Genomic DNA, 26112 nt, shown 5'->3' on the forward strand with positions numbered 1-26112 from the left:
GGTCAAATGATGCCCATCGACCGGACGATGGGATAGTGGCAAGACTTGAACTTCTTGCCGCTGCCGCAGGGGCAGGCGTCGTTTCGGCCGACCACTTTCCAGTCGACCTTGTCGATGTCAAACCCGGGGGCCGTCGTGCCGTTGGCGACACTCGGCTCGACAGAGCCGTCGTCTTCCATGCGCATCATCGCCATGGGTTCTTCCGGCGTCGGAGCGGGGTCCTCGAAGCGGATCTGGGCCTGGAACAGCATGTTCACCGCCTGGTCCCGGATGGCTTTCAGGGTGTGCTGGAAGAGGTCGTAGGTCTCCTTTTTATAGGCGACCAACGGGTCGACCTGACCGTATCCGCGCAGGCCGATGCCCTCGCGGATGTAGTCGATCATCTGCAGGTGCTCCATCCACCGGTCATTGACGGCGCGGAGCATGACGTGCTGCTCAAGGCGCCCCATGACGTCTTCGCCATAGGCTTCCACCTTTTGGTCGTATGCCTTCAGGGCCGCTTCAGTGGAGTAGGTGAGCAACTGCTCGCCGGGCTCATATGACTCAAACTCACTGAGTGTGGCTTGGTCGACCAGCGGGAAGAGGTTGTTGAGCTTTTCGTACACCTCGTCGCTGGCATAGCCGGTACCTTCCTCGTCTTGGAACCAGCCTGTCTGGACGATCTCGCCGACGACTTCCACGACGCCCTTGCGCAGCTCGTCGCGGCTTGATTCTCCCAAGAGGATCTCGCGCCGCATACCGTAGATGTGCTCGCGCTGGCTGTTGAGGACGTCGTCGTATTCAAGGACGTGCTTGCGGGCCTCGAAGAAGTGGTTCTCGATCCGCTCCTGAGTCTTCAGGATCATGTTCGAGATGAACTTGGCCCGGACCTCTTCTTGCTCAGGCCATGCCTTGAGGACCGGGTTTTCAAGCATCTTCGCGTTAAAGATCTTCCACAGCTGGTCTTCGAGGGAGACGAAGAACCGGCTGACCCCCGGGTCGCCTTGGCGGCCGGCCCGGCCACGGAGCTGGTTGTCGATGCGACGGCTCTCGTGCCGCTCGGTGCCGAGGATGTAGAGCCCGCCCAGGGCGCGGACTTCTTCGGCCCGTTCGCGGCGCTCGGTGTCGTCGAGGGGCAGCGGCGGCGCGGCACGTTCGGTGCCTCCGCGGCGGAAGCTGAGGAAGGTGTCGGCGTACTCGCTGGCCAAGCCGCCGTCCTCCAACTCCTGGTTGCGGGCCAATTTGACGATGTCGTCCTCGACACGACCGCCGAGGAGGATGTCGACGCCGCGGCCGGCCATGTTGGTCGCGATCGTGATCGCGCCCTTGCGGCCCGCCTCGCTGATGATCAGGGCCTCTTTTTCGTGGTACTTCGCGTTAAGGACGTTGTGCGGCACACCGTGGTGGAGGGCCTCCTTCAGGAAGGTGAAGTTCTCCGACCTCTCCTGGTCCGTCCCCGTGGGAAGGTTGTGCTTGGCCAAAAACCACTCCGCGACCTCGTCGGCGAAGGGGTCGGGCGGCAGGCTTGCGGCCCGCATGGTGTCCTTCAGCTGGGCCACGGGGAGCTCGTCCAGGCTGGTGGCGAACACCGCCTCGGCGTCCTTCTTGGCCGTCTTCGGGAAGCTCTTTTCGTTGGTGTACTTGTCCAGGAGCATGTCGGCGAGGATCAGCTTCTGGAGGGCTTCAGGTTGAAGCCGGGCAGAGACCGTCTCGGTCATCTCGATCGAACGGGTGCCGACGAGGGTGGGTTGCTGCTTGGCGTAGAGGCGCAGGAGTTCGCGGCCGATGCCACGGAACTTGGCGTCCATGGTCTTGTAGACCACGTCCTCTTGGTCGTCGCGCAGCATGGGCCGGTTGGTGGGGATGGTGACGACGTCGAGGCCGTAGATCTTGCGGAACTCGTCTTCCTCGGTCTTCGCCGTGCCGGTCATGCCCGACAGCTTGTTGTACATGCGGAAGAGGTTTTGGAAGGTGATGACCGCGATGGTCTGGCTCTCGCGTTGGACGGTGACGCCTTCCTTGGCCTCCAATGCTTGGTGCAGGCCGTCGCTGAAGCGGCGGCCGAACATCAGGCGGCCGGTGTTTTCATCGACGATGACGACCTCGCCGTTGCGGACCACGTAGTGGACGTCTTTGTCGAACAGTCCGTACGCTTTGATCGCAGCCCCGGCGTGGTGGAACATGCGCGGGTCGTTCGCGATGTTGTCGATGCCCAGGGCCTGTTCCAGGTAGTCCATGCCCTCTTCCGTGAAGCTGGCGCTGTGGTTCTTCTTGTCCGCCGTGAAGTGCTCTTCGATCTTCATGTGGCGGACGATGGCGTCGATCTCCTTGTAGACGCTGACGTCTTCCATCGAGGGGCCGCTGATGATGTGGGGGGTGCGGGCCTCGTCGACGAGGATCGAGTCGACCTCGTCGATGATCGCGTAGTTCAGCTCCCGCATGGACAACTGCTCCATGTCGAAGGCCATGTTGTCGCGCAGGTAGTCGAATCCGAACTCGTGGTTCGTGCCGTAGGTGATGTCCTGCAGATACGATTCCCGGCGGCTGCACGGGCGAAGGTGCATATACCGCGGGTCCTCGTGCTCGTAGCCTGGGTCATAGACGTAGCTACCCCCGAGCTCGTCACTGTCTTCGCCTTGGCCCTGGACGACGCCGACGCTCAGGCCGAGGAAGTGGTAGATCGGCCCCATCCAGACCGCGTCGCGTCGGGCGAGGTAGTCGTTGACGGTGACGAGGTGGGCGCCTTTGCCGCTCAGGGCGTTGAGGACCATGGGGGCCACCGCGACGAGCGTCTTGCCTTCACCGGTCCGCATCTCGGCGATGCGGCCGTGGTGGAGCACCACGCCGCCGATCAGCTGGACGTCGAACTGGCGCATGCCCAGGGTGCGCCGGCTGGCCTCCCGGACGGCGGCGAACACTTCGGGGAGGACCTTGTCCAGGCTCACGCCGTCGTCAAGGGCTTTGCGAAAGTTCTGGGTCGTCTCGCGAATCGTCTCGTCGTCCATCGCCTTGAACTGGTCCTCAAGGGCGTTGATCTGCTCGACGATCGGCATGATCGTCGCGATGTCGCGGTCGCTGGTGTCGAATAGTTTGCGGAGAAATTGGATCATTGGTTATGTCACGTCGCCTGGAATCGTCCGTGCCGGGCCCGCCGCCCGAAGATCCTGGGCACGGGCAAGCCGGCAAATGAAGAGGGGGTCAGACGAGGGACGGGCCGTCCCGAGACCGGGACGAGGTGATGAAAGCGTCTTCAGGCAGAGCCTGGTCGACCCCAGACGTCGGCCGGGTCGCCACCGGGAGCAGGGCCTTGGCGGCCGGGGCCGCCGCCGCTTCCGCCTGCGCGGCGTAGCGGACGATCAGCCGAAACGTCGCGGCGAGGCCCGGCCCATGGGCGCGGCTTTGGGCCGCCTGGACAATCGCCACGGCGTCCAGAGGCAGACGCGTGTCACGGACCGTCCCCTCGGGGACGGCCGCGCCGTGCATCAGCAACAGGAACAGGGCGGGAATCCAGTTCAGCATGGGCTGCAGATAGTGGGAATTATGGCCAGCCTGCCACGCCGGCAGAAGGTCCCTGGCGCGACATAGGCATTTAAGAAACGAAAAAATTGTGGAACGTCTGTGCAAGTCCACCGGTATCCACCGTTGATGTTTTGGGGTGCACGTGTCTTGACCCTGGCTGCCGTGGCAGGGTTTGCGGTGTCGAGCCGGGGGGCGGGCCCGCGGAGCCTGCCCGGGGTGAAAACGGCGACGCCACCGGTCGTCGATGGCGACTTGGCCCCGGGAGAATGGGCCCGGGCCGCCCACGGAGAAGGTTTCTTCGACCAGAACTCGGGACAGGCATGTGCCGAACGGGCCGAGTTCTGGATCATGTACGACGCCAAGTTCATCTACTTTGCCGGCCGTGCCTACACCGACCCCAAGAAGATCGTCGCCGACGAATACCGGCCGAATGTCTCCCTTGCCGGAAACGACGGCTTTCTCTTTGCCATCGACGCGGCCGCTTCGGGCCAGGACATCGACCTCTTCCGGGTCAACGCCCAGGGGGCGACCAATCTCCGGTTGAGCGGGGGGCGGGCCGCCAAGACCGAGTGGCTCGGGGAGTTTGACGCCAAGGGCAAGATCACCGCGGACGGCTGGCAAGTCGAGGCGCGGGTGCCGTGGCGGCTCATCAACCGGCCGAAGCCGCAGACCGCCGACGTCGTCTTCAACATGATGTGGCTGCGGTCGGCGGACGGCCGGGGATATGAGTGGGAGTACACGAAGGGCGGCTACGAGAACTTTCCCAAGCTGACCGGGGTCGAGATCCCCTTGGTACCGCCGGACCGCTCGGTGAAGCTCCTGCCCTACGGCTACGCCGGGGTCGATGACGACGGAAGGGCCATCTTCAACGGAGGACTTGACTTCAAGACCAGCGTGCGCGACTCCCTCACCCTGGTCGGCACGGTCAATCCCGACTTCCGCAACATCGAGAACAATATCTTGAACCTCGACCACTCGTATTTCGAGAGGCTGGCCGACGACGCCCGCCCGTTCTTCCAGGAAGGGTCTCGGTTCCGGACGTTCGGGTTTGGGTTCAACACCTTCACGCCCCAGCGGGTACATGACTTCGATTTCGGCGTCAACCTCTATGGCTCGCCGGGGTCCCGTTCCCAGCTAAGCGTCCTCTCCACCTTCGACTTCGGCAACCAAGGGGTCTTCGCCGGAGCGTTCCAGCAAAGGGTCGACGAATACTCGTTGTGGAACGTCGGATACGTCCGTGACGACATGGGGAAGGTCCGTAACGACGCGGTCAACGCCCTCTACGACTGGCGCGCGGGAAACACGGAGTACTACGTGGGGGGCATGTTCACCCACGACAGCGAGGTGCAGAGCGGCTCACGGTTCACCGCCGGGGCGTTCAACCAGTCGCCCGGCTCCAACTGGTCACTGGAGTATTCCCAGGTGACCCCTTCTTTCTTCCCCCGGCTCGGGTTCGCCCCCGAAGCCGACCTCCGTGGCGTCTCGGGGGGTTACGGCGTGAACGCGCAACCAAAGTCGGGGCCGTTCAGTTCGGTGGTCGACAATGTCAACGCCCAGTACTACACTCACATGGACGGAAGCCCCTACCGCTGGGAAGTCCAGAACCAGTTTGCCGTTGATCTGCGGTCGAATTGGTCGGGTGTGGTCGTCGCCGACGTCTCACGGTTTGAGGGCTCCGACGACTACTACGTCCAGTTCCAGGCTGGACACCCCATTGTCAACGTGTACCGCGGCTTTAGTTTCGGCGGGACGGTCGGCCGCTTTGGCGGGCGTCCCTTCCGGTCGCTCCAATTGGGGGTCAATTACCGGCCCGTCAAGCGGATGCAACTCAACGCCCGGGCCCAGTGGGTGTCGTTCACCCCTGACCAAAAGCAGTTCGTCCTCACCGCAAACTATGACCTTGGCCACTTTGACGCCCTCGCCGGGCGGGTCGTGCTCCAAGACTCCGACTGGAACTGGTACCTCTCGTACCGCCTGAGCGGCAAGAAGGGCAACGAGTTCTTTGTGATCTTGGGCGACCCCAACGCCACGCACTTCAAGAAGTCGCTCGTTCTCAAAGCGGTGGTTCCGGTGAGTTTCTAGCTCCATACGGGGAGCGTGGTAGTCTCCCGCACCGCTGGTCGGCGGCGCGGAACCCTTGGCGCGCGCTGACACGTAGTGACCGCCATGGTTCGATTGTCTTTGTCCGCGTGTGGACTCTGCTTCTTGGCCCTGCTTGGCCAGGCCACACCAGGTGACCCGGTCCCCCAGTTGCCGGGCGTCAAGGTCGCCGTCGCCCCGCGCCTCGACGGTGTCCTCAGCGATGGCGAGTGGCCCGGGGCCGGTCACGGGGAGAACTTCTTCGACATGGACGTCTATGTCCCGAGCCGGGACAAGGGCGAGTTTTGGTTGGCCTATGACGAGAAGTTCGTGTACTTTGCCGCCCGGGCCGCCACGGACCCTTCCCGGCTTGTCAAAGACGAGTACCGCAAGAACGTCGACTTGGACGGTAACGACACGTTCATTCTCGCCATCGACGCCAACCGATCCGGCCAAGACTCCGACCGGTTCGGCATGAACCCCCAGGGAGCGACCAGCCTTCGGCTGAGCGGCGGCCGGGCGGCCAAGACGGAGTGGCTGGGTGAGTTCGACTGTGTCGGCAAGGTGACCGCGACGGGCTGGCAGGTCGAGGCCCGAATCCCCTGGGCTCTGGTCAGCCGTCCGGCGCCCGGCAAACACGACCTGACCTTCAACGTCTTGTGGTACCAGTCCGCCCAGACCAACACCTTCGAGTGGACGGTCACCAAGGGCGACTTCCGCAACTTTCCGACTTGGACGGGGGTTGACGTGCCGTATGTCGCCAAGGACCGGTCCATCAAGATGTTGCCCTATGTCTATGCGGGCGTCGATGAGAACGGGCGCCACATCACCAACGGCGGGTTGGACCTGAAGAGTGAGGTGGGTGACAGTCTGACCGTCGTCGGCACGGTCAACCCCGACTTCCGCAACATCGAAAATAACATCCTCTCCCTGGACCACAGTTACTTTGAGCGGCTGGCCGACGACGCCCGTCCCTTCTTCCAGGAGGGCAGCCGCTACCGCAACTTCGGGTTCGACCAGAGGATCTTTGCTTCGCAGCGGATCACCGACTTCGATATCGGCGTCAACGCCTACGGTCGCCTGGGCGCCAAGACCCAGATGGCCGTCCTCTCGACCTTCGATTTTGGCAACGAGATGACCTTTGCCGGGTCGATGAGCCACCGCTTCGACAACTCGCGGACGCTGGAGTTCAGCGTCGCCCACCGGGGCCGCCGGGGCATGGACAACGACGCGTTCAATATGTTCTTTGACCAACGCATGGGGGACTGGGACGCCTACTTGGGTGTACAGGGCACCAACGACCAAGTGACCAAGACTGGCTCCCGTGTCAATGCCGGCCTGTTCAGGGAGAGTGGTGGCTTCTCCGGCGGCTTTGAACTCGTCCAAGTCACCCCGGACTTCAACCCCACCCTCGGTTTTTCGCCGGAACAGGACCTCCGCGGGTTCAACTTCAACGCGGGGGTCCAGCGACAACCGAAAGGAGGGGCCGTCCGCCAGTACGAGGTAGGTCTGTCCGGGGCCAACTACTGGCACTTCGACGGCCGCGCCTACCGCCGTGAAGTCAGCCTCCGAAATGAGATCTTGTTCCGCAGCGACATCGGGGTCGGCTACGAGCTGACATCGTCGCGGTTCGAGGACTCGGACGACCACCTCGTCTCGGTCCAGACCCAATATCCTTTGTCCAACACGTACCGCAACGCCCGTGCCTCGTTCGCGTGGGGACGGTTTCAGGGTGTCCCGTACCGGCAAGTCGGCCTCCAAGTGAACTACCGGCCTGTCTCACGCGCCCAGCTTGCTGTGCAGACGCAGTTCGTCGAGTTCGACGGTTTTCAGCGACAAGTCGTCTTTTCGGCCAACTACGACCTCGGCAAGTTTGAGGCCCTAGGGGGCCGTCTGGTCAACCGGGGCTCCGACTGGAACTGGTACCTGAGCTACCGGATGAGCGGCAAGCGCGGCAACGAGTTCTTCGTGATCCTCGGCGACCCCAACGCCACCGAGTTCAAGAAGACCCTGGTCCTCAAGGCGGTCTTCCCGGTCAGCTTCTGACGACCGCTGGTCAGATGACGCTTTTGCGGGCGAGGTCTTCGCCTTTGGCTGCCTTGACGGGCCGGACATTGGCCACCGCTTCGGGCTCGAAGTCCAGCAGCTTCAACCAGTCCTCGGCCGCGTCGGACTTCGGAAAGATTTCGTTCTCCCGGTACTCCGCTTCGACGGCAGCTTTCAGGTCGTCCAGGGTCAACCCGTGCGGTGTGCCCGGGTCGGCGACGGCCCGCCGGATCGCCGCGTCCTTGGCTCGGTCTACGATCGACTTCAGCAACGCGCCGCTCACCATGTCGCGCCAGTGCAGAGTCTCCGTCGTCCCGTTGCGTAACTGGATCTTGAGGAACTCGGTGTGCTTGTTGGCCCGCCACAGGTGCTCCAGGGCGGCTTCCACGAGGTGCGCCCGGGCGCACTCTTCGCCGCCGTGCTCCTTGACGAGTCCCGGATCCATGGGCAGCCGCTCGTGAAGATAAATCGAAAGGATCTCACGACTTGACTCCTTGTCCGGGCGGACCACCTTGACCTTGCGGTCGATGCGTTCCGGCCGCAGGATGGCGGGGTCGATGTAGTCGGGGCGGTTCGAGGTGATGACGAGCACCACGTTCTCGAGTTCGACCAGACCGTCCATCTCGGCGCAGAACTGGGGCACCACCGTGTTGCTGATGTTCAGCCAACGGCCACTTGACCGGGTGCGGAGGATCGCCTCGGCCTCGTCGATGAAAACGACGACAAGCTGCCCCTCCTTCGCCTTGGCTCGGGCGGTGGCAAAGATCTCGCGGACCATGCGCTCGGTCTCGCCCAGCCACATGTTCAGCACCTTAGGGCCGCTGATGTGGAGGAAGCATTCCTTCACGTCTTTGCCTAGGCGTTGGCTATAGTCCTTGGCCAAGTTGTAGGCCGTGGCTTTGCCGATCAGGGTCTTGCCGCAGCCGGGCGGCCCGTAGAGGAGGATGCCCTTGACCGGCTTCTTGTCAAACCGCTCATAAATCTCCGGATAGAGCAACGGGTGCTCGATCGTCTCGCGAATGATGCGGATCGCCTCGTGCTGTCCGCCCACCTTTGACCACGGGGTCTCGGGAACCTCTTCGACAAAGTAGTCCCGCGCCGCCCGCTTGACAAAGTGCTCGACCGCCATTCGGCCCGCCGCGTCGAGGCGGACCTCGTCGCCTGCCTTGATGGGTAGGTAGGCGAGGGCGGCGGCCCGGCCGACGAGCCGTCCGGGAGAACCGGGGGCGTCGTTTCCCACCCGGAGCCGTCCGTCGGCGAGCACGTCGCCGACGTTGACGAGCGGGCCGGTGTCCCCTTCGGGGACTGTCCCCACCACCACATAGGCTTCGTTGAGCCTCACCTGGATGCCGGGCTCGAGGGTTTCGGGATCGACGCTGGAGTCGACGAGCGTGATGTAGTCGGTGTCGCCAAGGACGACCTGCACCTCGTCGTCGTCCATCAGCCGCGTGAGGACGGCGATCCGGTTGGCAGGCTGGGTCAGCTTTTGGTACGCCTCCTCGTACTGGGAGATGAGCTCCCTGTGCTCACGGGCGTCACCCTCCATCCGTTGCAACTCCTGGCGCAAGGCCGCCAGCAAGTTGGCGGCCTTGGCGTCTCCGGCCGGAAGTTTTTCCTCGAGCCGGGCGATCAGTTGCGACAAGCGGTCGCCCAGTGGAGAGTTCATGTCACTCCATACTACGCCAGCGTTTGGCCCGGACCACCAGGGCCTAGTTACGGTTGCCCTTGGCGGTGGCCGCGGTCACCGGAGAAAGGGCGGCGAGGGTGGCCCGGGCGACGGAGAGGTCGGGGTCGCCTTCGCTCCCGACCGTCCCGGCCAGCGACCGTTCCTCCCCCGCATCGTCCCAGCGGCCGACGACGGTGACGTGCTTGGCGTCGTCGGCGTCGAGGTGAAAGAAGACATCGTCGACCCGTACCCGGGCGCCCGACGCGCCGACCACCGCCTCGACCGTGGCGCGGGCGACCGCCATCGCCATGGGCCCGCGGCCCTTGAACGCGGTGCCGACCCCGGTCGTACCGTCCCGCACCGCCTCGACCGTCGCCACCGCCGGCTCGGTCGACTCGACCATGACCCGCAACCCCTCGGGGAAGCCCTTCGTCACGGCCCCCTTCTTAACGGACTTGTTCTCCGTCATCGCCTTGCTGGCCAGGTTGATCAGGTTGTCAAGGGTCGACTGGGCGTGGAGGTGCGACGACTCGTCGGTGCGACTGGGCGACCGACCGCGCTTGCCTCCCGCGATGCCATGGGAGAACGTCACCCTTTCGTCCAGCCCCTTGACCACAAGCGGTTTGCGCAGAAGGCCTTGGACGAAGGCTTCCGTGTCGGCCCGGTTTCGCCTTGTCGCGATCACAAACTCGTCGCCGGCGTAACGGACAAGGACGTCCCTTTCTGGGTCGATGCTGGTCTTCAGGTGGTCGGCCAAGGCGCAGACGACCCGGTCGCCGAATATGTGCCCGTGCTTCTTGTTGAACCGGCCAAAGTCGTCGATATCGAAGAGCACGACGGTGATCTCGTTGTCCGCCTCTAGCTGGCTGACGCCCCATTCCCGCAGAGCGTCGCTCCAACTCAGGCCGGTCATGGGGTCCCAGGAACGGCCGAGTTCGATCAGCAAGCCGAGAGGGGACAAGAGACCGAGGAACTGGTCGCCGTCAAAGACGGCGGCCACGGCGCTCTGGCTTCCCACGAAGTCCTTCGCCGCGTCCCGGACCGGTTGGTCAGGCGAGAGGTCCAGACGGCGGCCCTGCATGGCCTCCTTGACCGTGGCCTCGGCATCGCTGAGAATCGCCGCTTCGATCGTGACCACGCCCAAGAACTTGCCGTCGTCGACGACGGCGACCGCAGACTGTCCCGACCCGGCCATCAGGGTGAGCGCGGCCGAGAACGTGCTGTCGGACGACACCGACAGCCGGTTCAGCTCTAGGTCGCGGACGCGTCGCATTCTTGGGTCACCTCTCGGTCGAATTGACGACCCGCACGGTCCAGGATGGCACTGGGTTTTGTCTCATTCGGCACAGAACCGGTCAAAAACGGCATTCTTGCAAGCCTGTACGGAGGCGGAAGGGCGACCTTCACCCATCCTCTTGGCGACGGCAGAGGCCATGGCGAAGGCCCGCGCCGGTTGGACGTCCAAGAAGCTGGCGACCTCGCGTTCGGAGAGGCCGACCTCGTGTAAGAGGATATACGCGCAGACGTCGCTGACGCTTCTCTTTGTGGGCCTACCCCAGTCGGCAAGCGTCTGGCTCACCGCGTCATGCACCTCGTCGCGGGGGTCCCAACCGTTTTCCCCGATCAAATAGGGCATCAGGACGCCGCACGCCCGGCACGCGTCTTCGACCCCGGTCCAGTTGTGCTTGACCAGGGTAAGGCGCTGGAGGGCGCCGCGGACCGACCGGCCGTTGCCGCGGAGGTGGCGGGCGATGAGCCGGACGACGGCCGGGCCTAGGAGGACACCTTCGGCCCGGGCCAGGGACCGGACCACCGCTTCGCGTTCGGGTCCCTCCGGTTCACCCATGGTGCCGACCGTCCATTCGCGGGACGCCAGCCAGAGCGGCGGCCGCATCCGGTGCCCAGGGGCGACCGTAAAGCTGAGCAGTGTCGGACGGTGCAACCGGAGCCGGCTTTCCAGGGCTTGCCGCAACTTGTGGGTCGACCGCGGGTTCTTCGTCGCGTCCTGGGCGTCGTCGACGACGACCGGGCCGATGTCTCCGACGAGGGCCTTGCTCTCCACCCAGCGGGTCGCCGGGACGACAAAGACACCTCGCCCCGTGGTTTCGCAGAGTGCGCGGGCCGTCGCCTCCAGCAGGGTCGTCTTGCCCCAGCCTGAGGGACCGACGATGACGATATGGCGCGAAGGGTCGGTGGAAAACTCCCTGGCCAACTCGACCGCCCCTTGGTTGCACGCCAAAGTCACGACAGGATTGGTGCCGGTAGCGTCAACTCTGCCGCCCAAAGGCTGTGCACATGAAGGTGGACGCAATGCGGTTCCGGCCATTTCGAGGAGTCTCGTCCCAACGGACTGGGAACCTCATTGTCCCGGTCCGGACGCGGACGGTTCAAGACCGGGCATGCAAAAATAACGACAAGTACAAGGCTAGAACCTGTAGTAAACGTGTCTTGCAAGCCTATATTCAAGCTGGGTCGCGAAGGTCAGGAAGATTGCCGATCTTTCAACCGCTTATCCACACCGGCCGGTGAACTCCTTCAGTGGGCGATCTTCGGCCAGGCCTTCGCGAAGTCGAACCCCGGGCTGTGTTCCAGGTTGTGGCATTTGGCGCACGTGTCTGGGCCGACCCGGGCTGGTTTTTCCGTTGCCGGGGCGGTGGCGTGTTTTTGCAGTGGGCCATGGCAAGACTCGCAGCCGACGTCGGCAAGGCCTGGCGTCGTCACCCGGTCACGGAAGCCGACTTTGCTGTCCAGGCCGACGACATGGCAGGGAAGGCACTCGGGGTCCCGCCCTTGGCCCTTGTCTTCCAGTGTCTTCAGGGCGTGGGCGTGGCCCGACTTACGCCAGGCCGCGTCGGCGGCCGCGTGACAGGGGGCGCATGCGGCCGAGCCGGCGTACGAGGCGGAGTCTGTGCGGGGCAGGGCTTCGACCAGCTTCTCACCCTCCACACGCTTGAGGTAGCGCCGAAACACACCGGCGACTTCCTGGGCGGCTGGGCTGGGTCGGGAGACGTCGAAGCCAGGCCCTAACTCAATCCCCGTCGCCGACTTGAACGACCCACCGGACCACTCGGCCCGCACCAGCGCCTTTCCCCGCTCGCCGCAACTGACGAGCAGGGTCTGGCCGACCTTGACCGGCTTGGTCGTCAACGAAGAACTGCGGTAGGCGACCAATCGGAGGGACGGGTGCTCGGTGGCGAGCTTCCTGGCCCGGTCTTGCCCCCCGGTGGTGAGGACGATGTTGGTGCCTGGCTGGACCGCCACCGGCTGGCTCGGGTCGTCCACCGTGACGCCGAAGGGGCCCTTCGCCATGTCGGTCAGGATCTCCATGCCCGGGCCGGTGAAGACCCGCCCGATCCAGCGGAACTTGCCGAGGGCCGCCAGGTTCCCGGCGAACCCGGGGCCGCTTCTCAGGTCTTCCTCGGACAAGAGCGCGGCGTCGACGCGGTAGTAGGCCATCGATTCAGCGAGGGCCTCGGCCTTGAGTTGGTCTTGGCGGGTCAGCCCGCCCGAGAGCCGACCCATGTCCAGCACGAGCGACCGGGCGGGGTCAAGCCCGTCCAACGCCTGGGCCCGGCGCACGATTCCTCCCGTCATGGGCGAGGTGCAGCCACATGGGGACAGGTAGCCCTGGGTGTCGCCCATGATGACGACCGTCCAGGTGTCGGCGGGTCGTGGCGCGGCGACGCCGCAACCCACCGCCAAAGCCGCGACGAGCCAAAGAAGGAGTTTCACCGCACCTCGGCCGCCACGGGGACCTCGATGAGTGGCTGGGCGTTGTCGTCCGTGCGGATCTTGATCGTGCCGCTCAAGCTACCGGTCAGGGCCTTGCCGTCAAACTCGGCGACGACCCGCCAGGTGTCGCTGGACACCCTCTCCGGCCACACCTTCAGGTGGTCGTTGTCAACGCTGGCGCCCTTGACGGTGAAGGGGCGGCCAGGTCGTGTGACAAAGACGGCGTAGCGCCGCGGTGCCTTGTCGATGAGTCCCAGGTAGAGCTGGCCCGGGTCGGCGGCGATGCCGCGCTGGACGTTGAAAGCGTGGTAGAGGTGATGCCACACCTTGTCGTCGGTTTCGACGACAAGGGTCGCCAGCATGCGACCGGTGACCGACCCTGGGCTGATCAGGAGGTCGATCTTGTAGCCGTGTCGGTCCTCGGTGGGGCCGCCGAGTTCGGGGTCGGCCATCTTGCCCGACCAGGGTTCGAAGGCCACGGCGGCGTTGAGACCCTGGACATAGACCCGCTTGACTTTGAGGTCCACGCCTTTGGCGAGGGCCAGATAATAGGTCGCCTTGCCGCTGTCGTCTTCCATGTAGACCAGGCCCCGGCCCTTGTCGCGCAGGAACCGGTAGGCCGGCTTGACGTTGCCTTTGACCTCGACGATCGTCATCGGCCGGTCGGGGTCACTGGTGGTGACATAGAGCTGCTTGTGGAACGGGCCGGGGAACATCGTCGTGTCGGCCCCGAAGGTGACCCGGGTGTTTTCGCCCGGTGAAAGGATGCTGGTCGCGCGGATGGAGAAGCAACTGCAGTCAGGGACCACTTGGAGGGCGCTCCGCCCGTCACCCAGGTTCGTGACCTCGAAGACTCCGTACGCCGGTTGCCCCTGGGTCACCTCGCCAAAGTCAACGACGGTGGGATTGACGCGGGTATGGGCTTTGCCGGCGTACACCTGCTTCCGGTCCTTGACCGCTTTGCGCAGGAACGCGGCGAGTTCAAGGTCGCCGACCGCGGCGCCCTTCTCGGCACCGTTGACCGCATGCGGGTAGTTCGCGATGGTGTCAGCCCGGGCCATAGCCGACGTGCCGGGTGGCAGTTGGCCAAGCCCCAGGTACTGGCCGATGAGGAACACGGTCTCGTTCTGGACGTGGATGTCGTCGATCGAGGTCGTGTCGTTCACCCGGTGCAGAGCGACGACGCCCTCCACCCGTGGGTCGGCCGGGTCGTCGCTGACAAACGACACGAGACCCTTGGGGAGTTTGGTGGTCTCGTCAGGCGGAAGCTTGTCGACGAAGCCGATCTTGATCTGACCCTTCTCCGCCACGGTCACGGTGAAGTGAGGCAGGGCGGCCTTCCACACCTCGACGGCCTTCTGGACGGCGGCCCGGAAGCCGGGCCGACGGATTTCGGGGACACCGGCGAAGTCAAGTTGGATCGCGACCTTGTCCTCAGGCAGCCTGTCCGCCAGGCGGGCCGCCTTCTCCCAGTCTTTGGCGTTGGTGGCGTCGACAACCTTCTGGACCGTCGCCTGGAACGTCCGGTCGGCACCGGCGGGGACCACCGGCATCGGCTGCTGGCCGATCCGGTTCAGCGCGCAGGCGAGGACAAAGGCGGTCAGCATCATCACTCCGTAGACGGGCCCAAGGGGCCCGGATTACTCGACATAGTCGTCTTCTGATGCCGGCGGCCTCTTAAGGAACGCCTCGATGAAGCCGTCGATGTCACCGTCCATCACCGCCAGGACATTCCCCGTCTCGTGGCCGGTCCGGTGGTCCTTCACCATCGTGTACGGTTGCATGACGTAGCTCCGGATCTGGCGGCCCCACTCCGCGGGGCCGATGTCGCCCTTCAGGGCCTTCAGCTTGGCCGCGTCCTCGGTCTGTTGCAGGGCGGCGAGGCGCGACGTGAGCACCTTCAACGCGGCCGCGCGGTTCTTGTGCTGGCTCCGTTCGCTCTGGGCGAAGACGACGATGCCGGTCGGGATGTGCGTCATGCGCACCGCACTCTCGGTCTTGTTGACGTGCTGTCCGCCAGCCCCTCCGGCGCGGAGAGTCTCCTCCTTGACTTCGGACATGTCGATCTGGAACTCGGCTTCCTCGACTTCGGGCAGGACTTCGACGCGGACGAACGACGTGTGGCGGCGTGCGGCGGCGTCATAGGGCGAAATGCGGACGAGGCGGTGGACACCGCCCTCACACTTCAGGTAGCCGTAGGCGTTCGCGCCGGTGACCTCGAAGCTGACGTTGCGGTAGCCGGTCACGTCGCCCGGGGTCTCGCTGACGACTTCGATCTTGTAGCCCTTGGTCTGGGCCCAGCGCGAATACATCCGGAAGACCATCTCGGCCCAGTCACAGGCCTCGCTGCCTCCGGCTCCGGCACTGATCTCGACCAAGGCGTTGTTGCCGTCGTGCTCGCCGCTCAGCAGAGTCTGGAGCTCGTAGGCGTCCAAGTCTTTGATGAACTGCAGGGCGTCTTTGTCGGCGAGGGCCTCCAGTTCGGGGTCCTCTTCGCCGGCGAGAAGCTCGTAGTTGTCACGAACCTCCCCCTCCCTCTTGGCGAGGGCCTTGAAGGGGTTGATCATGTCTCGGAGCCGGGCTGCCTTTTGGAGTTCCTTCTGTGCGGCCGAAGGATCGTCCCAAAACCCAGGCTCTGCTTGCCTTTCTTCTAGTTTTTGAAGCTGGGATTCCAAGCGGGGCAGGTCAAAGATGCCCCCTGATAGCGTCCAGGCGGGCCTTCGCCTCGGACAGCGCTTGATGCTGCTCCATGGTCAACATGGGGCTGGTTGTACCCGGCGGGCTCAGCCGCGGCTGTCCAACAGTCCGCCTTGGCGACCCGAGGCGGCGTAGCGGGCCAGGCCGCGCCGGTCGCGGTAGGCGGCCGCCATCTCTCCGACGAGGTCGCCCTGGGCTTCGGCGATCGCCTGTTCGACGGCCCGCTCGCAGGACCGCGCGGCTTCCAAGACCGCAGCCGACTCCCGGTCAAGTGGCGCGCTGGCCAGGCTCAAGATCGCCGATTCCCGGGCACGCAGTGTCTCGGCGAAATCGTCCCAGTCGCCCCGCCGGGCCGCGGCGAGGAGGGCGTGGGTGAGCACAAGCACCTTTTCGGCGCACTTCAGTTGGCTGGTCTCAAGCGGCACTTTGCCCCTCCCCGACGGTCAGCAGTTGGGGCGCCTTGTCTTGGGCGGTCAGCCGTGACCAACCCTCGCGCAGGTCGCTCATCACCTTGATTGCTTGGTCGATATAGCTCGACTGGTCGGTGACGTTGGCCTGGACCAGACGGTCGTAGACGAAGGAGTAGAGCGCGGCGAGGTTTTGGGCGATTTCGCCCCCCTTCTCCAAGTCGAGGGTACCGGTCAGTTCGGCGACAATCTTTTGCGCGCGTTGAAGGTTTTCGTTCTGTTTGTAGAGGTCACCGGTCTCCATGGCGTGCTTGCCGGCCTCCATGAAGCGGAGGGCGCCGTCATAGAGCATCACGACGAGTTGGAGGGGGGAGGCGCTGGTCACCGCAGCCTTGCGGTATTGGTCGATCGACTTGCCGTACGTCACTCGGTCGGTCCTTGGGGGCTGGTGGCCCAAGGAGATTGTCGGCCCGAGCCGGGCCTAACTTGATGGCTGTTCGGGGCGGCGCGGATAGGTGGCCAACCCGACGAGAATGATCCAGGCCAGCCAGCCGAGGGGGACCATCACGACCCAGCGTTCCGGGTACTCCGGCATCGGGAGGTCTTGGGCATAGCGCCCCAGGTTCGATTGTTGGAGGCGCAGAAAGACAAACACCCCGGCGGCCATCGCTCCGCCCATGAAGGCGGCCAAGCCGGCGGCCTCAAGCTTGCGGATGACGACGACGCCAAAGACGGTGGCCGGGACACCGCCAAAGACGGCCATCTGACCCAACCCCGAGACGGCGTACTCCTTGAAGACGAACCAGGGCCAGACGACCATGGCGTAGGTGATGAGGCTCCCGACCAGGACGACCATGCAACCGCCCAGCAACTGCGTCTCAAGGTCGCGTTTGCGTCGGGGATACCCCCCTTCGATCTTTTCGTCGGTCTGAAGCGGTTCAAATGGCATGGCCGCCCCGATAGGATACGCGACGACACGGGCGTTGTCGCCGAAGATGTGTGCGGACCGGCCCCCTCGAAGAGCAGGGGGCCGGTCGTCGGGGTCAGAAGCCCTTGGCGGCGATGAAGTCGCAGATGTCGGCGATGCGGCAGCTGTAACCCCATTCGTTGTCGTACCAGGCGACGATCTTGCACATGTCGTCGAGGACGATCGTGTCCACCGCCGAGAAGACCGAACTGTGGGGGTTGCCCTTCAGGTCGCTGCTGACCAACGGCTCGTCGCTGTAAAGGAGGATCCCCTTCATCGGGCCGTCGGCGAACTCCTTCATCGCCGCGTTGATCTCGTCCGCGCTCGCCGCGCGTCCCAGGTGGGCGGTGAAGTCGACGACCGAGACGGTCGGCACAGGCACCCGGAACGCCATGCCGGTGAACTTGCCCTTGAGCTCGGGGATGACGAGGCCGACGGCCTTGGCGGCGCCGGTGCTGCTTGGCACGACGTTCTCGGCGGCGGCGCGGGCGTCGCGCAAGTCCTTGGCGGCGGTGTCCACCGTGCGCTGGCTGTTCGTGTAGGCGTGGACAGTGGTCAGCAGCCCCTTCTCAATCCCGAACTTTTCGTGCAGCACCTTAGCGACCGGAGCGAGGCCGTTCGTGGTGCAACTCGCGTTGCTGATGACGCTGTGTTTGGCCGCGTCGTACATGCCGTCGTTCACGCCCAGGACGATGGTGACGTCCTCGTTCTTGGCCGGTGCGCTGATGACGACCTTCTTCGCGCCGCCCGAGGTGATGTGGGCCCGGGCCGCGTTGGCGTCGGTGAAGCGGCCGGTGGACTCGATGACGATGTCACACCCCAGGTCGCCCCACGGGATTTTCGCGGGGTCGGTCTCGGCAAAGACTTTGAACTTGTCGCCGTCCACCGTGATCGACCCTTCTGCGGACTCCACGCCCCCCGCCCAGGGCCCGTAGGTCGTGTCGTACTTGAAGAGGTGGGCGTTTGTCTTTGTGTCGGTCAAGTCGTTGATCGCGACGACGTCATGCTTTCCCTTGTAGTGGGTCAGCAGGGTGCGTAGGCTGAGCCGCCCGATCCGTCCAAAACCGTTGATGCCGATCCTTGCCATTGAATGCCTCGTGACCCGGCCAGTCTACCGGTGCGAGGCACCGGGGGACTGGTCAGGCGGGCTCTCCGGCGGGGACCCCGGGCCGCTTCTTCTCCATGATCCAACTGTAGAGCGGTGAGGCCATGAGGGTCGTGATGACGGCCATCAGGACCAAGACCGTGTACAGCCGCTGGGTGATGACCCCTTGTTGCAAGCCGATGTTGAGGATGATCAACTCCATCAGGCCGCGCGAGTTCATCAGGGTGCCGATGGCGAAGCTTTCGCGCCACGGTTCCTTGTTGGCCCGCGCGGCAAGGGTGCAGGAGACACCTTTCCCGAACACCGCGACGCCCAGGGCGGCCAGGGCGAACGTCCAAAGCTCTGGCGAGTCGATCAGGCCCATCTTGGTGTTGAGGCCGCTGAAGACAAAGAAGAGCGGGAGCATGAACGAGACCACGAACGGCTCGATTTTCTCCTTGAGGCCTTCTGCCAGCGCACCTTTGGGGATGGCCGTGCCGCAAATGAACGCGCCAAAGACGGCGTAGACGCCGACAAGGTCGGTGAACCACGACCCCAGCATCACGACGATGAGGACGACCGCGAAGGCGTCCGCGCTCATCTCATTGGCCTTTTCGACGGCTTGGGCGACCTTTCTGAACAGGGCCTTGCCGACCGTCAGCATGAAGATGGCGTACAGGATGCCGCCGCCGATGGCCAACCAGGCGTACGACGGGTTGGATTTCGTGCTGGCGACGACGACGGCGAGTCCGACCCACGCCACGACGTCGTCCATCGCCCCCGCCGACAGGGCGAGCGTCCCCATGGACGTGCCGGAGATGCCTTTCTCACGGATGATCCGGGCGAGCATCGGGAACGCGGTGATGCACATGGCCGCGCCCATGTAGAGCGCCGCTTGGTCGACTCCGACGTGCGGCTCAAAGAGGCCGAACCGGGGATAGACCAGGTGGACCAGTCCGATGCCGAGGATGAACGGGACGACGATGCCGCTTGCTGAAACGGCGAGGGCGCCCTTGGCCCTCGACCGGAGGAGGTTGATGTCCAAGTCGACGCCGACGAGGAACATGTACAGCGACAGGCCGACCTGGCTGATCGCGTAGACGACTTGGATGGTCGGATGCCGCCCTCCACCGGGCAAAGTGAGCGGGAAGAGCGCGTCCGACAGTTGAGGGGCGACCGCGCCCAGGAGCGACGGGCCGAGGCACACGCCCGCGATCATCTCGCCGACCACCTGCGTCTGGCCCAGGAACCGGCGCCCGAGCCAACCGATGAGGCGGCACACCGCCAGGATGATCGCAATCTGCAAGAAGACGTGGATACCGAGCTGAAGGTCGTTCATGCCAAACCGCCCCTAGACGTGCCTTGAACCGTCAGAAAGCACACTGGATTCGCCTCGTCCCTCGTCCTGACCATTGTCAGGCCACGCCGAGACCAGTCGAAATCGCATGATACGCCAACTTGCAATGCGGAACAAGAATTACATGAAAGCGCTCGCCGCCCTGCTTGCGGCCATGGTGGTCGTCGTCGGTTGCGGCGGGGGTGGCGGCGGTACGGCGGCAAGCACTTCTGGTTCGACAGGGTCGACCTCGGGAGGGACGACGGGCGGCAGCTCGACGGGAGGCGGCACGACGGGCACGACCGGAGGCACGCCCGGCACTCCGGACCTCGGGCCGAACGCCAACTTACGGGGCAAACGGGTACTGCCTGCCGACGACCCCTGGAACACCCCGGTCGACACGATGCCGGTGGACCGCAACAGCGCCAACCTCATCGCGTCGATCGGGCTCACCAAAGGCTTGCACCCGGACTTCGGGGCGAATTGGAACGGCGGCCCGTTCGGCATCCCTTACATCGTCGTCGCGGGAAGCCAGGCCAAGGTGCCGATGAGCTTCGACTACGCCGACGAGAGTGACCCTGGCCCGTACCCGTTCCCGGCCGACGCGCCTATCGAAGGCGGGGCGGCCAGCGACGGCGACCGCCATGTCCTCGTGATCGACCGCGACAACTGGACGCTCTACGAAACATGGGACAGCCACCCGCAGGGTGGGGGCGCGTCCTGGCACTGCGGTTCCGGGGCCAAGTTCAACCTGACCACGGGCACGACCCGCCCGGCCGGGTGGACGAGCGCCGATGCGGCGGGCCTGCCGGTCTTTCCTGGGCTGGTGCGCTACGACGAGGTCTCGGCAGGTGAGATCAACCACGCCTTGCGGTTCACCGTGGCGACGACCCGTCGCGCCTACGTCGCGCCGGCCCGCCATTGGGCGAGCAGCAACACCGACCCGGACCGCCCGCCAATGGGGATGCGGGTGCGGCTCAAGGCGTCCTTTGACATCTCGACCTTCCCGCCCCAGGCGCAGGTCGTGCTCCGGGCCATGAAGAAGTACGGGATGATCGTCGCCGACAACGGTTCGGACTGGTACGTGTCCGGCGCGCCGGACTCCCGTTGGGACGACGAGCAACTGAACACGCTGAAAACGGTGCAGGGCTCGAACTTCGAAGTCGTCCAGATGGGGCCGGTGACGAGCGGGTGACCGGCCTGCTTCGGGCCACAATGCCGCTGATGCACAAAAACACAATTTGCCTGTGGTTTGACGACGACGCCGAAGCGGCGGCGAGGTTCTACGCCGAGACCTTCCCGGGCAGCTCGGTCGACGCCGTGCACCGGGCGCCGTCCGACTATCCCGGCGGCACCGCCGGCGCGGTGCTGACGGTCGAGTTCACCGTCTGCGGAATCCCATGCCTTGGTTTGAACGGCGGGCCTGTGTTCACCCACTGCGAGGCGTTCTCCTTCCAGATCGCCACGGAAGACCAGGCCGAGACCGACCGCTACTGGGACGCCATTGTCGGCAACGGAGGCGAGGCGAGCGCCTGCGGTTGGTGCAAGGATCGGTGGGGCGTCTCGTGGCAGATCACGCCGCGCGCCCTCACTTCCGCCTTGGCCCAAGGCGGCGACGTCGCCAAGCGCGCCTTTGAGGCGATGATGGAGATGGGCAAGATCGACGTCGCCAAGATTGAAGCGGCGGCCCGGGGTTAGTCTTCGATCTCGGGCGTGCTGAGCGACCAGACGCGGAGCGTCTTGTCCAGACCGCCTGCGGCCAAGGCCAGCCCGTCAGGGGAGAAGGCGACGCACGACACAGGCTGGTGCGAAGCGTCGATCTGGCCGTGACCGGTGCCGTTGCGGGCGTTCCATAGCCCGACGCGCCCGTCCCGGCTGCCCGAGGCGAGAAGCCAACTGCGCGGGTGGAAAGCCAGGGTCTCGACCGGCCGCTGGTGGCCGAAGAAAGTCTTCGTCAACGTGGCGTCGGCCAAGTTGAAGACCCGGATCGAGAGGTCGACGGCGGCCACCGCGAGTAGCCGCATGTCGGGGCTGAAGGCGAGGGCCGTCACCGTCGACCGCACGTTGCTCAGGGCCAGTAACTCCCGGCCGGTCAATCCGCACCAAATCTTGACGGTCGCGTCGGCCGAACCGGTGGCGAGGCGGGCCGAGTCAGGGCTCCAGGCCAGGGCGGTCACCGACTCGGTGTGGGTGTGCCCGCTGAAGCGCACTTGGCCGTCCGAGACCCGGACGACCCGCATCGAACAGTCGACGCTCCCCAGGGCGAGGCTCTCGCCGTCAGGCGACGGGGCGAGGGTCACGACCCAGTCCTTGGGCTGGGTGCGCCAGACGTCCACGCGGCCTCCGTCCACCCGCCAGCAAGCGAGGTTCTGTTCGGTGCTCCCTGCGACGACGACCCTCTCGGGGCCCTGGACGCTCATAGCGCTGACCACGCCTCCCTCCAGCCTCACCCGCGACTCGGGGTACTCGTAACTGGGTGACCAGAAGATCACCTCGTTGTCGAAGCTGGCCGTCGCGAGGCGGTTGGCGCCCGGCGCGAAGCCCATGGCGTAGACGGGGGTCCGGTGGTCGCGCAGACGCCGGGCGATGGTGGCGACCACCGCGCGCTTACGGTTCGTCTGCCGTTGCTCTGGCTCGGCATTGCCCGTCTCGCCGATGCTGGCGTCGTACTCCATGCGACGGACGGGGTCGCTGAGCACCTCGAAGGCGACATTGATCTGGGCCATCCGCTCGTGAGCCTTGGGGTCCGGGTTCAAATCCGGGTGGAAGGTGCGCGCGAGCTTGCGGTAAGCAGAGCGGACCTCCTTCTCGTCGGCTTTGGGAGGGACGCCCAAGATGTCGTACAGGGTGGGCAAGGCAGGGTGATTATGATTGCTCCCGGTCCCGTGACCGGGGCTAAGCGTCCCCCAGAATCGGCCATGCGCAAAACTGCCGTGGGAATCGTCGGCTGCGGCAACATTAGCGGCATCTACCTGCAAAACCTCACCGGATTCGCCCAGACTCGGGTCGCCGCCGTCGCCGACCTCGACCTCGACCGGGCGAAGGCCAAGGCGGCAGAGCACGGCGTCCCGAAGGCGTACGGCCTCGACGACATCCTTGCCGACCCAGAAGTCGAAATTATCCTGAACATCACCGTCCCCGACGCGCACCACGAGGTGGCGATGAAGGCGGTCAGCGCCGGGAAGCACGTCTACAACGAAAAGCCGCTGACGGTTGAGCGGGCTGAGGCCCAAGAACTCCTCGCCGCCGCCGAGGCCAAAGGGGTCCGGGTCGGTTGCGCGCCCGACACCGTGCTCGGGGCGGGGGTGCAGACGGCCCGCGAACTGATCGACCGAGGCGAGATCGGCCGGGTCGTCAGCGCCCAGGCCTGGATGATGGGGGCCGGGCCGGAAGGCTGGCACCCGAACCCGACCTTCTACTATGCCAAGGGGGGAGGGCCGCTCTACGACATGGGGCCTTACTACTTGTCAGCGCTCATGACCTTGGTCGGCCCGGTGGCCCGGGTCACGGGCTCGGCCCAGACCACCTTTGCCGAGAGGACCGCCAGCAGCGCCGGCAACGAGGGCAAGAAGATCCCCGTCATGACACCGACGCTGATCCACAGCGTCCTGGAGTTCGAGGGTGGCCCGGTCGCCCAGTTGACGACCAGCTTTGACACGATGGCCGACCCCGGCTACCCTCACATTGACATCTTCGGCAGTGAGGGCATGGTCCGCGTGCCCGACCCCAACGGCTTTGGCGGGCCGGTGCTCCTCAAGAAGAAGGGTGCGGACAGCTTCACCGAAGTCGAGGTGCGACGCCCCTATGCGGAGAACAGCCGTGGCGTCGGCGTGCTGGACATGGCCCTGGCCATCCAGTCCGGCCGGCCGCACCGGGCCAACGGGCAGATGGCGGCCCACCTGCTGGACGTCATGCACGCGGTGCACGAGTCGAGCACCCAAGGACGCCACATCGTCCCGGTCGTCCACGCCACCCGTCCGGACGCCATGCCGGACACCGAGCTCGACGCATGAGCATCGACGACCGTCTGCCTGACGAGCCAAGGACCGGGCAGGGCCCGGGTGGTAAGGACTGGCTCTTCGCCCTGACGGTCACTGTCCTCTTGGGGACCGATTTGGCCTACCTGAAGAACCTGGAAGGCTTTCAGACGGCGGTCCGCTACTACAGCCAGGTGGGCGGCGTGGCCCAGACGCACGCCCTGGGGTTCGCCGTCGACGTCGCGGTGATCCTGACCATGGTCGTATGGTTCCTGCGGCCGTACCGGAGGTTTTGGCCCGAGACCGTGCTGGGGGCCCTTGCGATCGTCGGCCTCCTGAACTGCTGGGCCGAGGTCGTCGTGGCGCTCAGCGCCCGCCACGGGGCGGTGTACCGCCTCGACGACATCCCTTTTCGGCCCATGAACAACTGGGGCCTGTTCGGTGCCTTCGTCTTCACGTTCTACATCGTCGCCAAGGCTGACCTGAAGCGTTTCTTTGGACGCCGGGTGGTGTGGGCGAAGCTGGCCCTGCTGGTGTTCTTGTCGGGGGCGCAGTGGGTGGCGTACCAGGCCCTGCAGGCCAAGTTGGGGTTATAGATGAACCAAAAGTGGAAAGTCGCGGGCCTGATGGCGTTCTTCCTGGGGTTCCCCTTGGCAGGGATGATGGTCGTTTGGGGCGACGCCCACGGAAAGATCCGGGCGTCGGCGACGACGTTCGTCGCCCCGTTCGCGGATTCGGCGTTCGGCAAGTGGGACGGCTCCGGGGTCCTTGACGCCTGGAACGCCCAGACCAAGGAGGCGGCCCCTGACCAGGCGGCTTGGGCCAAGTGGAAGGCCACGTACGGTGAGGCGGCCGGGCCGGTGCGACTTGAGCCGTTCAGTTCTTACACCAGTGAACGCCAAGACCAGATGTGGCAGGTCGTCAAGATGCGGCTCCATGTGCCAGGCTCTCTGAAAGCCGCGGTCGTCGAGGTCGAAGTCGCCCGAAAGACGGTCGTGCCGATCTGGCACTTCGAGCACATCGAAGTGCGGGACGACAAGCCATGAAAGTTTATATCTCCGCCGACATCGAAGGGACGACCGGGACAGTGAGCTGGGCTCAAACCGGTGGCCCCAACTCCGACTGCTACGACTGGGCGTTCGCCCGCCGCATGATGACCCACGACGTGAACGCGGCGGTCCGGGGTGCACGCGCTGGCGGGGCGGACATGATCTTGGTCAAGGACAGCCACGGCAACAGCAAGAACCTGCTGATCGACGAATTGGAGCCGGGCGTCGAGCTTATGAGCGGCCAGGGGAGCGGGGCCGACGGCATGATGGAAGGCATCGACGGGAGCTTCGATGCGGCCATGCTGGTCGGCTACCACGGGATGGCGGGGACGCTCCATGGGATCATGGAGCACACGATCAGCGGGATGGTGCACCGCTGCTGGGTGAACGGCGTCGAGACCGGCGAGATCGGCCTCTCGGCGGCGACGGCGGGCCATTACGGTGTGCCCCTCGTCTTCGTCTCCAGTGACGCGGCGGGCTGTGCCGAGGCGGCCGGCCTGGTCCCGGGGGTGAAGACGGCGGTGGTCAAGCATGGGATCGGCCGGTACATGGGGCGGCTCCTCCACCCGTCGGTGACCGGTCCGCTCATCGAAGCGGCCGCGGCCGAGGCGGTGCGCTCGGCCGGGTCTGCGCCCACGGTCTTCACTTCGCCCGTGACGGTCAGGCTCGAGCACAACCGGAGCGAGGAGACGGACGCCGCCTGTTTGCTGGACGGGTGGAAGCGGCTCGACGCTTTCACGATCGAATACACGGCGGCGGACTGGCCGACGGCCCACCGCGCGACGCGACGGGCGATGTCGGTCGCCGGACTGGGACGCGGGGCCCACGACTGACGGCGCCGCTAGTTCGGCGAGATCACGTCGTCGAAGTGTTGGGTGGTCAGGCGGAAATTGGTGGGTGACTCCACCCGGTCGGCTTCTTCGGCCTGGACGATCTGTTGCTCTAGGATCGGGAGCATCTCGCTGAGCCGGTCGACCGTGTCGGTGGTCTCCAGCAGGTATTGCTTGCGGATGTTGTCGCAGTGCAGGAGGTTGGCGATGACAAACGAGAGGTCCGTCGCGTCCTGGGGCAAGTGGATCGACGTCACTTTGACGTCGAGCTTGGAAAACTGTTCTTCAAGCAGTTGGTGGACTGTCCCGCGGACCTGGTCGATCAACTTCGTGGCCCATTCCTCGTCGGAGACCTCCAGCTCGACGACGGGCTCGACATGTCCCACGAGGTAGCTGCGTGACTCGTCGAGCTTGCGGATTCTGAACCGGCGCTGGCCCCGGACGTGGACGTCCATTTTGCCGTCTTCGAAGGTTTGCACCTTGACGATCCGGACGGCGGTGCCCACCATGTATGGCTCGGCGCCTGGTCCGACTTCGCTCCCCGACCGGATGAGCACGACCCCAAAGCCGCTGTCGTACTGGACGCAGTCACGCACCATCTCGCGGTACCGGTCCTCAAAGACGTGGACCTGGAGGTCGGCGTGGGGGAACAGCACCGCGTTGAGGGGGAAGAGCGGCATTTCCTCCAGGTGCTCGGACATGGTTCAATTATAGCTAGGGGAGCCCTGACCTTGAGGTGTCAGA

23 protein-coding genes are annotated in these 26112 nt (G+C 65.1%); 8 read left to right on the forward strand and 15 right to left on the reverse strand.

What is annotated here, in order from left to right:
- Nucleotides 1-2 precede the first annotated feature (2 nt).
- The gene (locus tag KF857_04725; protein MBX3111293.1) at nt 3-3089 is read right to left on the reverse strand and encodes a preprotein translocase subunit SecA; all 3087 of its coding nucleotides are present in this window, start codon (nt 3087-3089) and stop codon (nt 3-5) included.
- A gap of 88 nt (nt 3090-3177) precedes the next feature.
- The gene (locus KF857_04730) at nt 3178-3498 is read right to left on the reverse strand and encodes a hypothetical protein (GenBank protein ID MBX3111294.1); all 321 of its coding nucleotides are present in this window, start codon (nt 3496-3498) and stop codon (nt 3178-3180) included.
- Between the two features lie 126 nt (nt 3499-3624).
- On the opposite strand from KF857_04730, the gene KF857_04735 reads away from it, so the two are divergent.
- Together KF857_04735 and KF857_04740 are read left to right on the forward strand one after the other, a co-directional pair.
- Complete coding sequence (locus KF857_04735) at nt 3625-5580, forward strand: hypothetical protein (GenBank protein MBX3111295.1); 1956 nt, start codon at nt 3625-3627, stop codon at nt 5578-5580.
- An 84-nt stretch (nt 5581-5664) separates the two neighbouring features.
- Complete coding sequence (locus KF857_04740; protein ID MBX3111296.1) at nt 5665-7623, forward strand: hypothetical protein; 1959 nt, start codon at nt 5665-5667, stop codon at nt 7621-7623.
- Nucleotides 7624-7633: 10 nt separating this feature from the next.
- On the opposite strand, the gene KF857_04745 is transcribed toward KF857_04740, so the two are convergent.
- The 11 genes from KF857_04745 to KF857_04795 form a co-directional block, all read right to left on the reverse strand.
- Nucleotides 7634-9289, reverse strand: coding sequence for an AAA family ATPase (locus KF857_04745; GenBank protein ID MBX3111297.1), 1656 nt, complete (start codon nt 9287-9289; stop codon nt 7634-7636).
- Nucleotides 9290-9332: 43 nt separating this feature from the next.
- Entirely contained in the window at nt 9333-10562 is a 1230-nt protein-coding gene (locus KF857_04750) for a diguanylate cyclase (GenBank protein MBX3111298.1), read from the reverse strand.
- A 63-nt stretch (nt 10563-10625) separates the two neighbouring features.
- Nucleotides 10626-11534: a hypothetical protein gene (locus KF857_04755; protein ID MBX3111299.1), complete on the reverse strand. Its 909-nt coding sequence runs from the start codon at nt 11532-11534 to the stop codon at nt 10626-10628.
- 290 nt (nt 11535-11824) lie between these two features.
- Complete coding sequence (locus KF857_04760; protein ID MBX3111300.1) at nt 11825-13021, reverse strand: cytochrome c family protein; 1197 nt, start codon at nt 13019-13021, stop codon at nt 11825-11827.
- Entirely contained in the window at nt 13018-14628 is a 1611-nt protein-coding gene (locus tag KF857_04765; protein ID MBX3111301.1) for a DUF1573 domain-containing protein, read from the reverse strand. The genes KF857_04760 and KF857_04765 overlap by 4 nt, the downstream gene beginning before the upstream one ends.
- 33 nt (nt 14629-14661) lie before the next feature.
- Entirely contained in the window at nt 14662-15696 is a 1035-nt protein-coding gene (prfB, locus tag KF857_04770; protein ID MBX3111302.1) for a peptide chain release factor 2, read from the reverse strand.
- 108 nt (nt 15697-15804) lie between these two features.
- A complete protein-coding gene (locus KF857_04775) occupies nt 15805-16143 on the reverse strand; it encodes a hypothetical protein (GenBank protein MBX3111303.1) in 339 nt (112 codons plus the stop codon).
- Nucleotides 16133-16552, reverse strand: a complete 420-nt coding sequence (gene fliS, locus KF857_04780; protein ID MBX3111304.1) for a flagellar export chaperone FliS — start codon at nt 16550-16552, stop codon at nt 16133-16135. Before fliS ends, KF857_04775 begins: the two co-directional genes overlap by 11 nt.
- A 54-nt stretch (nt 16553-16606) precedes the next feature.
- Complete coding sequence (locus KF857_04785) at nt 16607-17074, reverse strand: hypothetical protein (protein MBX3111305.1); 468 nt, start codon at nt 17072-17074, stop codon at nt 16607-16609.
- Between the two features lie 94 nt (nt 17075-17168).
- Nucleotides 17169-18179, reverse strand: coding sequence for a type I glyceraldehyde-3-phosphate dehydrogenase (gap, locus tag KF857_04790; GenBank protein ID MBX3111306.1), 1011 nt, complete (start codon nt 18177-18179; stop codon nt 17169-17171).
- A 52-nt stretch (nt 18180-18231) separates the two neighbouring features.
- A complete protein-coding gene (locus KF857_04795) occupies nt 18232-19515 on the reverse strand; it encodes a cation:proton antiporter (protein ID MBX3111307.1) in 1284 nt (427 codons plus the stop codon).
- A gap of 142 nt (nt 19516-19657) precedes the next feature.
- On the opposite strand from KF857_04795, the gene KF857_04800 reads away from it, so the two are divergent.
- Together KF857_04800 and KF857_04805 are read left to right on the forward strand one after the other, a co-directional pair.
- The gene (locus tag KF857_04800) at nt 19658-20707 is read left to right on the forward strand and encodes a hypothetical protein (protein ID MBX3111308.1); all 1050 of its coding nucleotides are present in this window, start codon (nt 19658-19660) and stop codon (nt 20705-20707) included.
- A gap of 29 nt (nt 20708-20736) precedes the next feature.
- The gene (locus KF857_04805; protein ID MBX3111309.1) at nt 20737-21210 is read left to right on the forward strand and encodes a VOC family protein; all 474 of its coding nucleotides are present in this window, start codon (nt 20737-20739) and stop codon (nt 21208-21210) included.
- Here the strand turns inward: KF857_04805 and KF857_04810 are convergent.
- Nucleotides 21207-22367, reverse strand: coding sequence for a DnaJ domain-containing protein (locus KF857_04810; protein ID MBX3111310.1), 1161 nt, complete (start codon nt 22365-22367; stop codon nt 21207-21209). The two genes, KF857_04805 and KF857_04810, sit on opposite strands and share 4 nt — an antisense overlap.
- A 63-nt stretch (nt 22368-22430) precedes the next feature.
- Here KF857_04810 and KF857_04815 point away from each other — a divergent pair, with 63 nt between their 5' ends.
- From KF857_04815 to KF857_04830, 4 genes are read left to right on the forward strand one after another with little or no spacing between them, the layout of a single operon-like run.
- The gene (locus KF857_04815) at nt 22431-23525 is read left to right on the forward strand and encodes a Gfo/Idh/MocA family oxidoreductase (protein ID MBX3111311.1); all 1095 of its coding nucleotides are present in this window, start codon (nt 22431-22433) and stop codon (nt 23523-23525) included.
- Nucleotides 23522-24085, forward strand: coding sequence for a hypothetical protein (locus KF857_04820; GenBank protein MBX3111312.1), 564 nt, complete (start codon nt 23522-23524; stop codon nt 24083-24085). Before KF857_04815 ends, KF857_04820 begins: the two co-directional genes overlap by 4 nt.
- Complete coding sequence (locus KF857_04825; GenBank protein ID MBX3111313.1) at nt 24086-24535, forward strand: hypothetical protein; 450 nt, start codon at nt 24086-24088, stop codon at nt 24533-24535.
- Complete coding sequence (locus KF857_04830; GenBank protein ID MBX3111314.1) at nt 24532-25371, forward strand: M55 family metallopeptidase; 840 nt, start codon at nt 24532-24534, stop codon at nt 25369-25371. The genes KF857_04825 and KF857_04830 overlap by 4 nt, the downstream gene beginning before the upstream one ends.
- An 8-nt stretch (nt 25372-25379) precedes the next feature.
- Here the strand turns inward: KF857_04830 and KF857_04835 are convergent, their stop codons facing one another.
- The gene (locus tag KF857_04835; protein MBX3111315.1) at nt 25380-26069 is read right to left on the reverse strand and encodes an LON peptidase substrate-binding domain-containing protein; all 690 of its coding nucleotides are present in this window, start codon (nt 26067-26069) and stop codon (nt 25380-25382) included.
- Nucleotides 26070-26112 lie beyond the last annotated feature (43 nt).

Source organism: Fimbriimonadaceae bacterium (assembly GCA_019638795.1).
In the GTDB taxonomy this organism is placed as follows: Bacteria; Armatimonadota; Fimbriimonadia; order Fimbriimonadales; family Fimbriimonadaceae; genus JAHBTB01.

Excerpts from the sequence above, each read along its gene's own strand:
- KF857_04825 (MBX3111313.1), top strand. The coding sequence starts at position 24,086 with ATGAACCAAAAGTGGAAAGTCGCGGGCCTGATGGCGTTCTTCCTGGGG.
- KF857_04835 (MBX3111315.1), bottom strand. The coding sequence starts at position 26,069 with ATGTCCGAGCACCTGGAGGAAATGCCGCTCTTCCCCCTCAACGCGGTG.
- KF857_04820 (MBX3111312.1), top strand. The coding sequence starts at position 23,522 with ATGAGCATCGACGACCGTCTGCCTGACGAGCCAAGGACCGGGCAGGGC.
- KF857_04795 (MBX3111307.1), bottom strand. The coding sequence starts at position 19,515 with ATGAACGACCTTCAGCTCGGTATCCACGTCTTCTTGCAGATTGCGATC.
- KF857_04730 (MBX3111294.1), bottom strand. The coding sequence starts at position 3,498 with ATGCTGAACTGGATTCCCGCCCTGTTCCTGTTGCTGATGCACGGCGCG.
- KF857_04815 (MBX3111311.1), top strand. The coding sequence starts at position 22,431 with ATGCGCAAAACTGCCGTGGGAATCGTCGGCTGCGGCAACATTAGCGGC.
- KF857_04805 (MBX3111309.1), top strand. The coding sequence starts at position 20,737 with ATGCACAAAAACACAATTTGCCTGTGGTTTGACGACGACGCCGAAGCG.
- KF857_04830 (MBX3111314.1), top strand. The coding sequence starts at position 24,532 with ATGAAAGTTTATATCTCCGCCGACATCGAAGGGACGACCGGGACAGTG.
- KF857_04785 (MBX3111305.1), bottom strand. The coding sequence starts at position 17,074 with ATGCCATTTGAACCGCTTCAGACCGACGAAAAGATCGAAGGGGGGTAT.
- KF857_04740 (MBX3111296.1), top strand. The coding sequence starts at position 5,665 with ATGGTTCGATTGTCTTTGTCCGCGTGTGGACTCTGCTTCTTGGCCCTG.
- KF857_04735 (MBX3111295.1), top strand. The coding sequence starts at position 3,625 with ATGTTTTGGGGTGCACGTGTCTTGACCCTGGCTGCCGTGGCAGGGTTT.
- KF857_04800 (MBX3111308.1), top strand. The coding sequence starts at position 19,658 with ATGAAAGCGCTCGCCGCCCTGCTTGCGGCCATGGTGGTCGTCGTCGGT.
- KF857_04750 (MBX3111298.1), bottom strand. The coding sequence starts at position 10,562 with ATGCGACGCGTCCGCGACCTAGAGCTGAACCGGCTGTCGGTGTCGTCC.
- KF857_04765 (MBX3111301.1), bottom strand. The coding sequence starts at position 14,628 with ATGCTGACCGCCTTTGTCCTCGCCTGCGCGCTGAACCGGATCGGCCAG.
- KF857_04745 (MBX3111297.1), bottom strand. The coding sequence starts at position 9,289 with ATGAACTCTCCACTGGGCGACCGCTTGTCGCAACTGATCGCCCGGCTC.
- gap (MBX3111306.1), bottom strand. The coding sequence starts at position 18,179 with ATGGCAAGGATCGGCATCAACGGTTTTGGACGGATCGGGCGGCTCAGC.
- KF857_04725 (MBX3111293.1), bottom strand. The coding sequence starts at position 3,089 with ATGATCCAATTTCTCCGCAAACTATTCGACACCAGCGACCGCGACATC.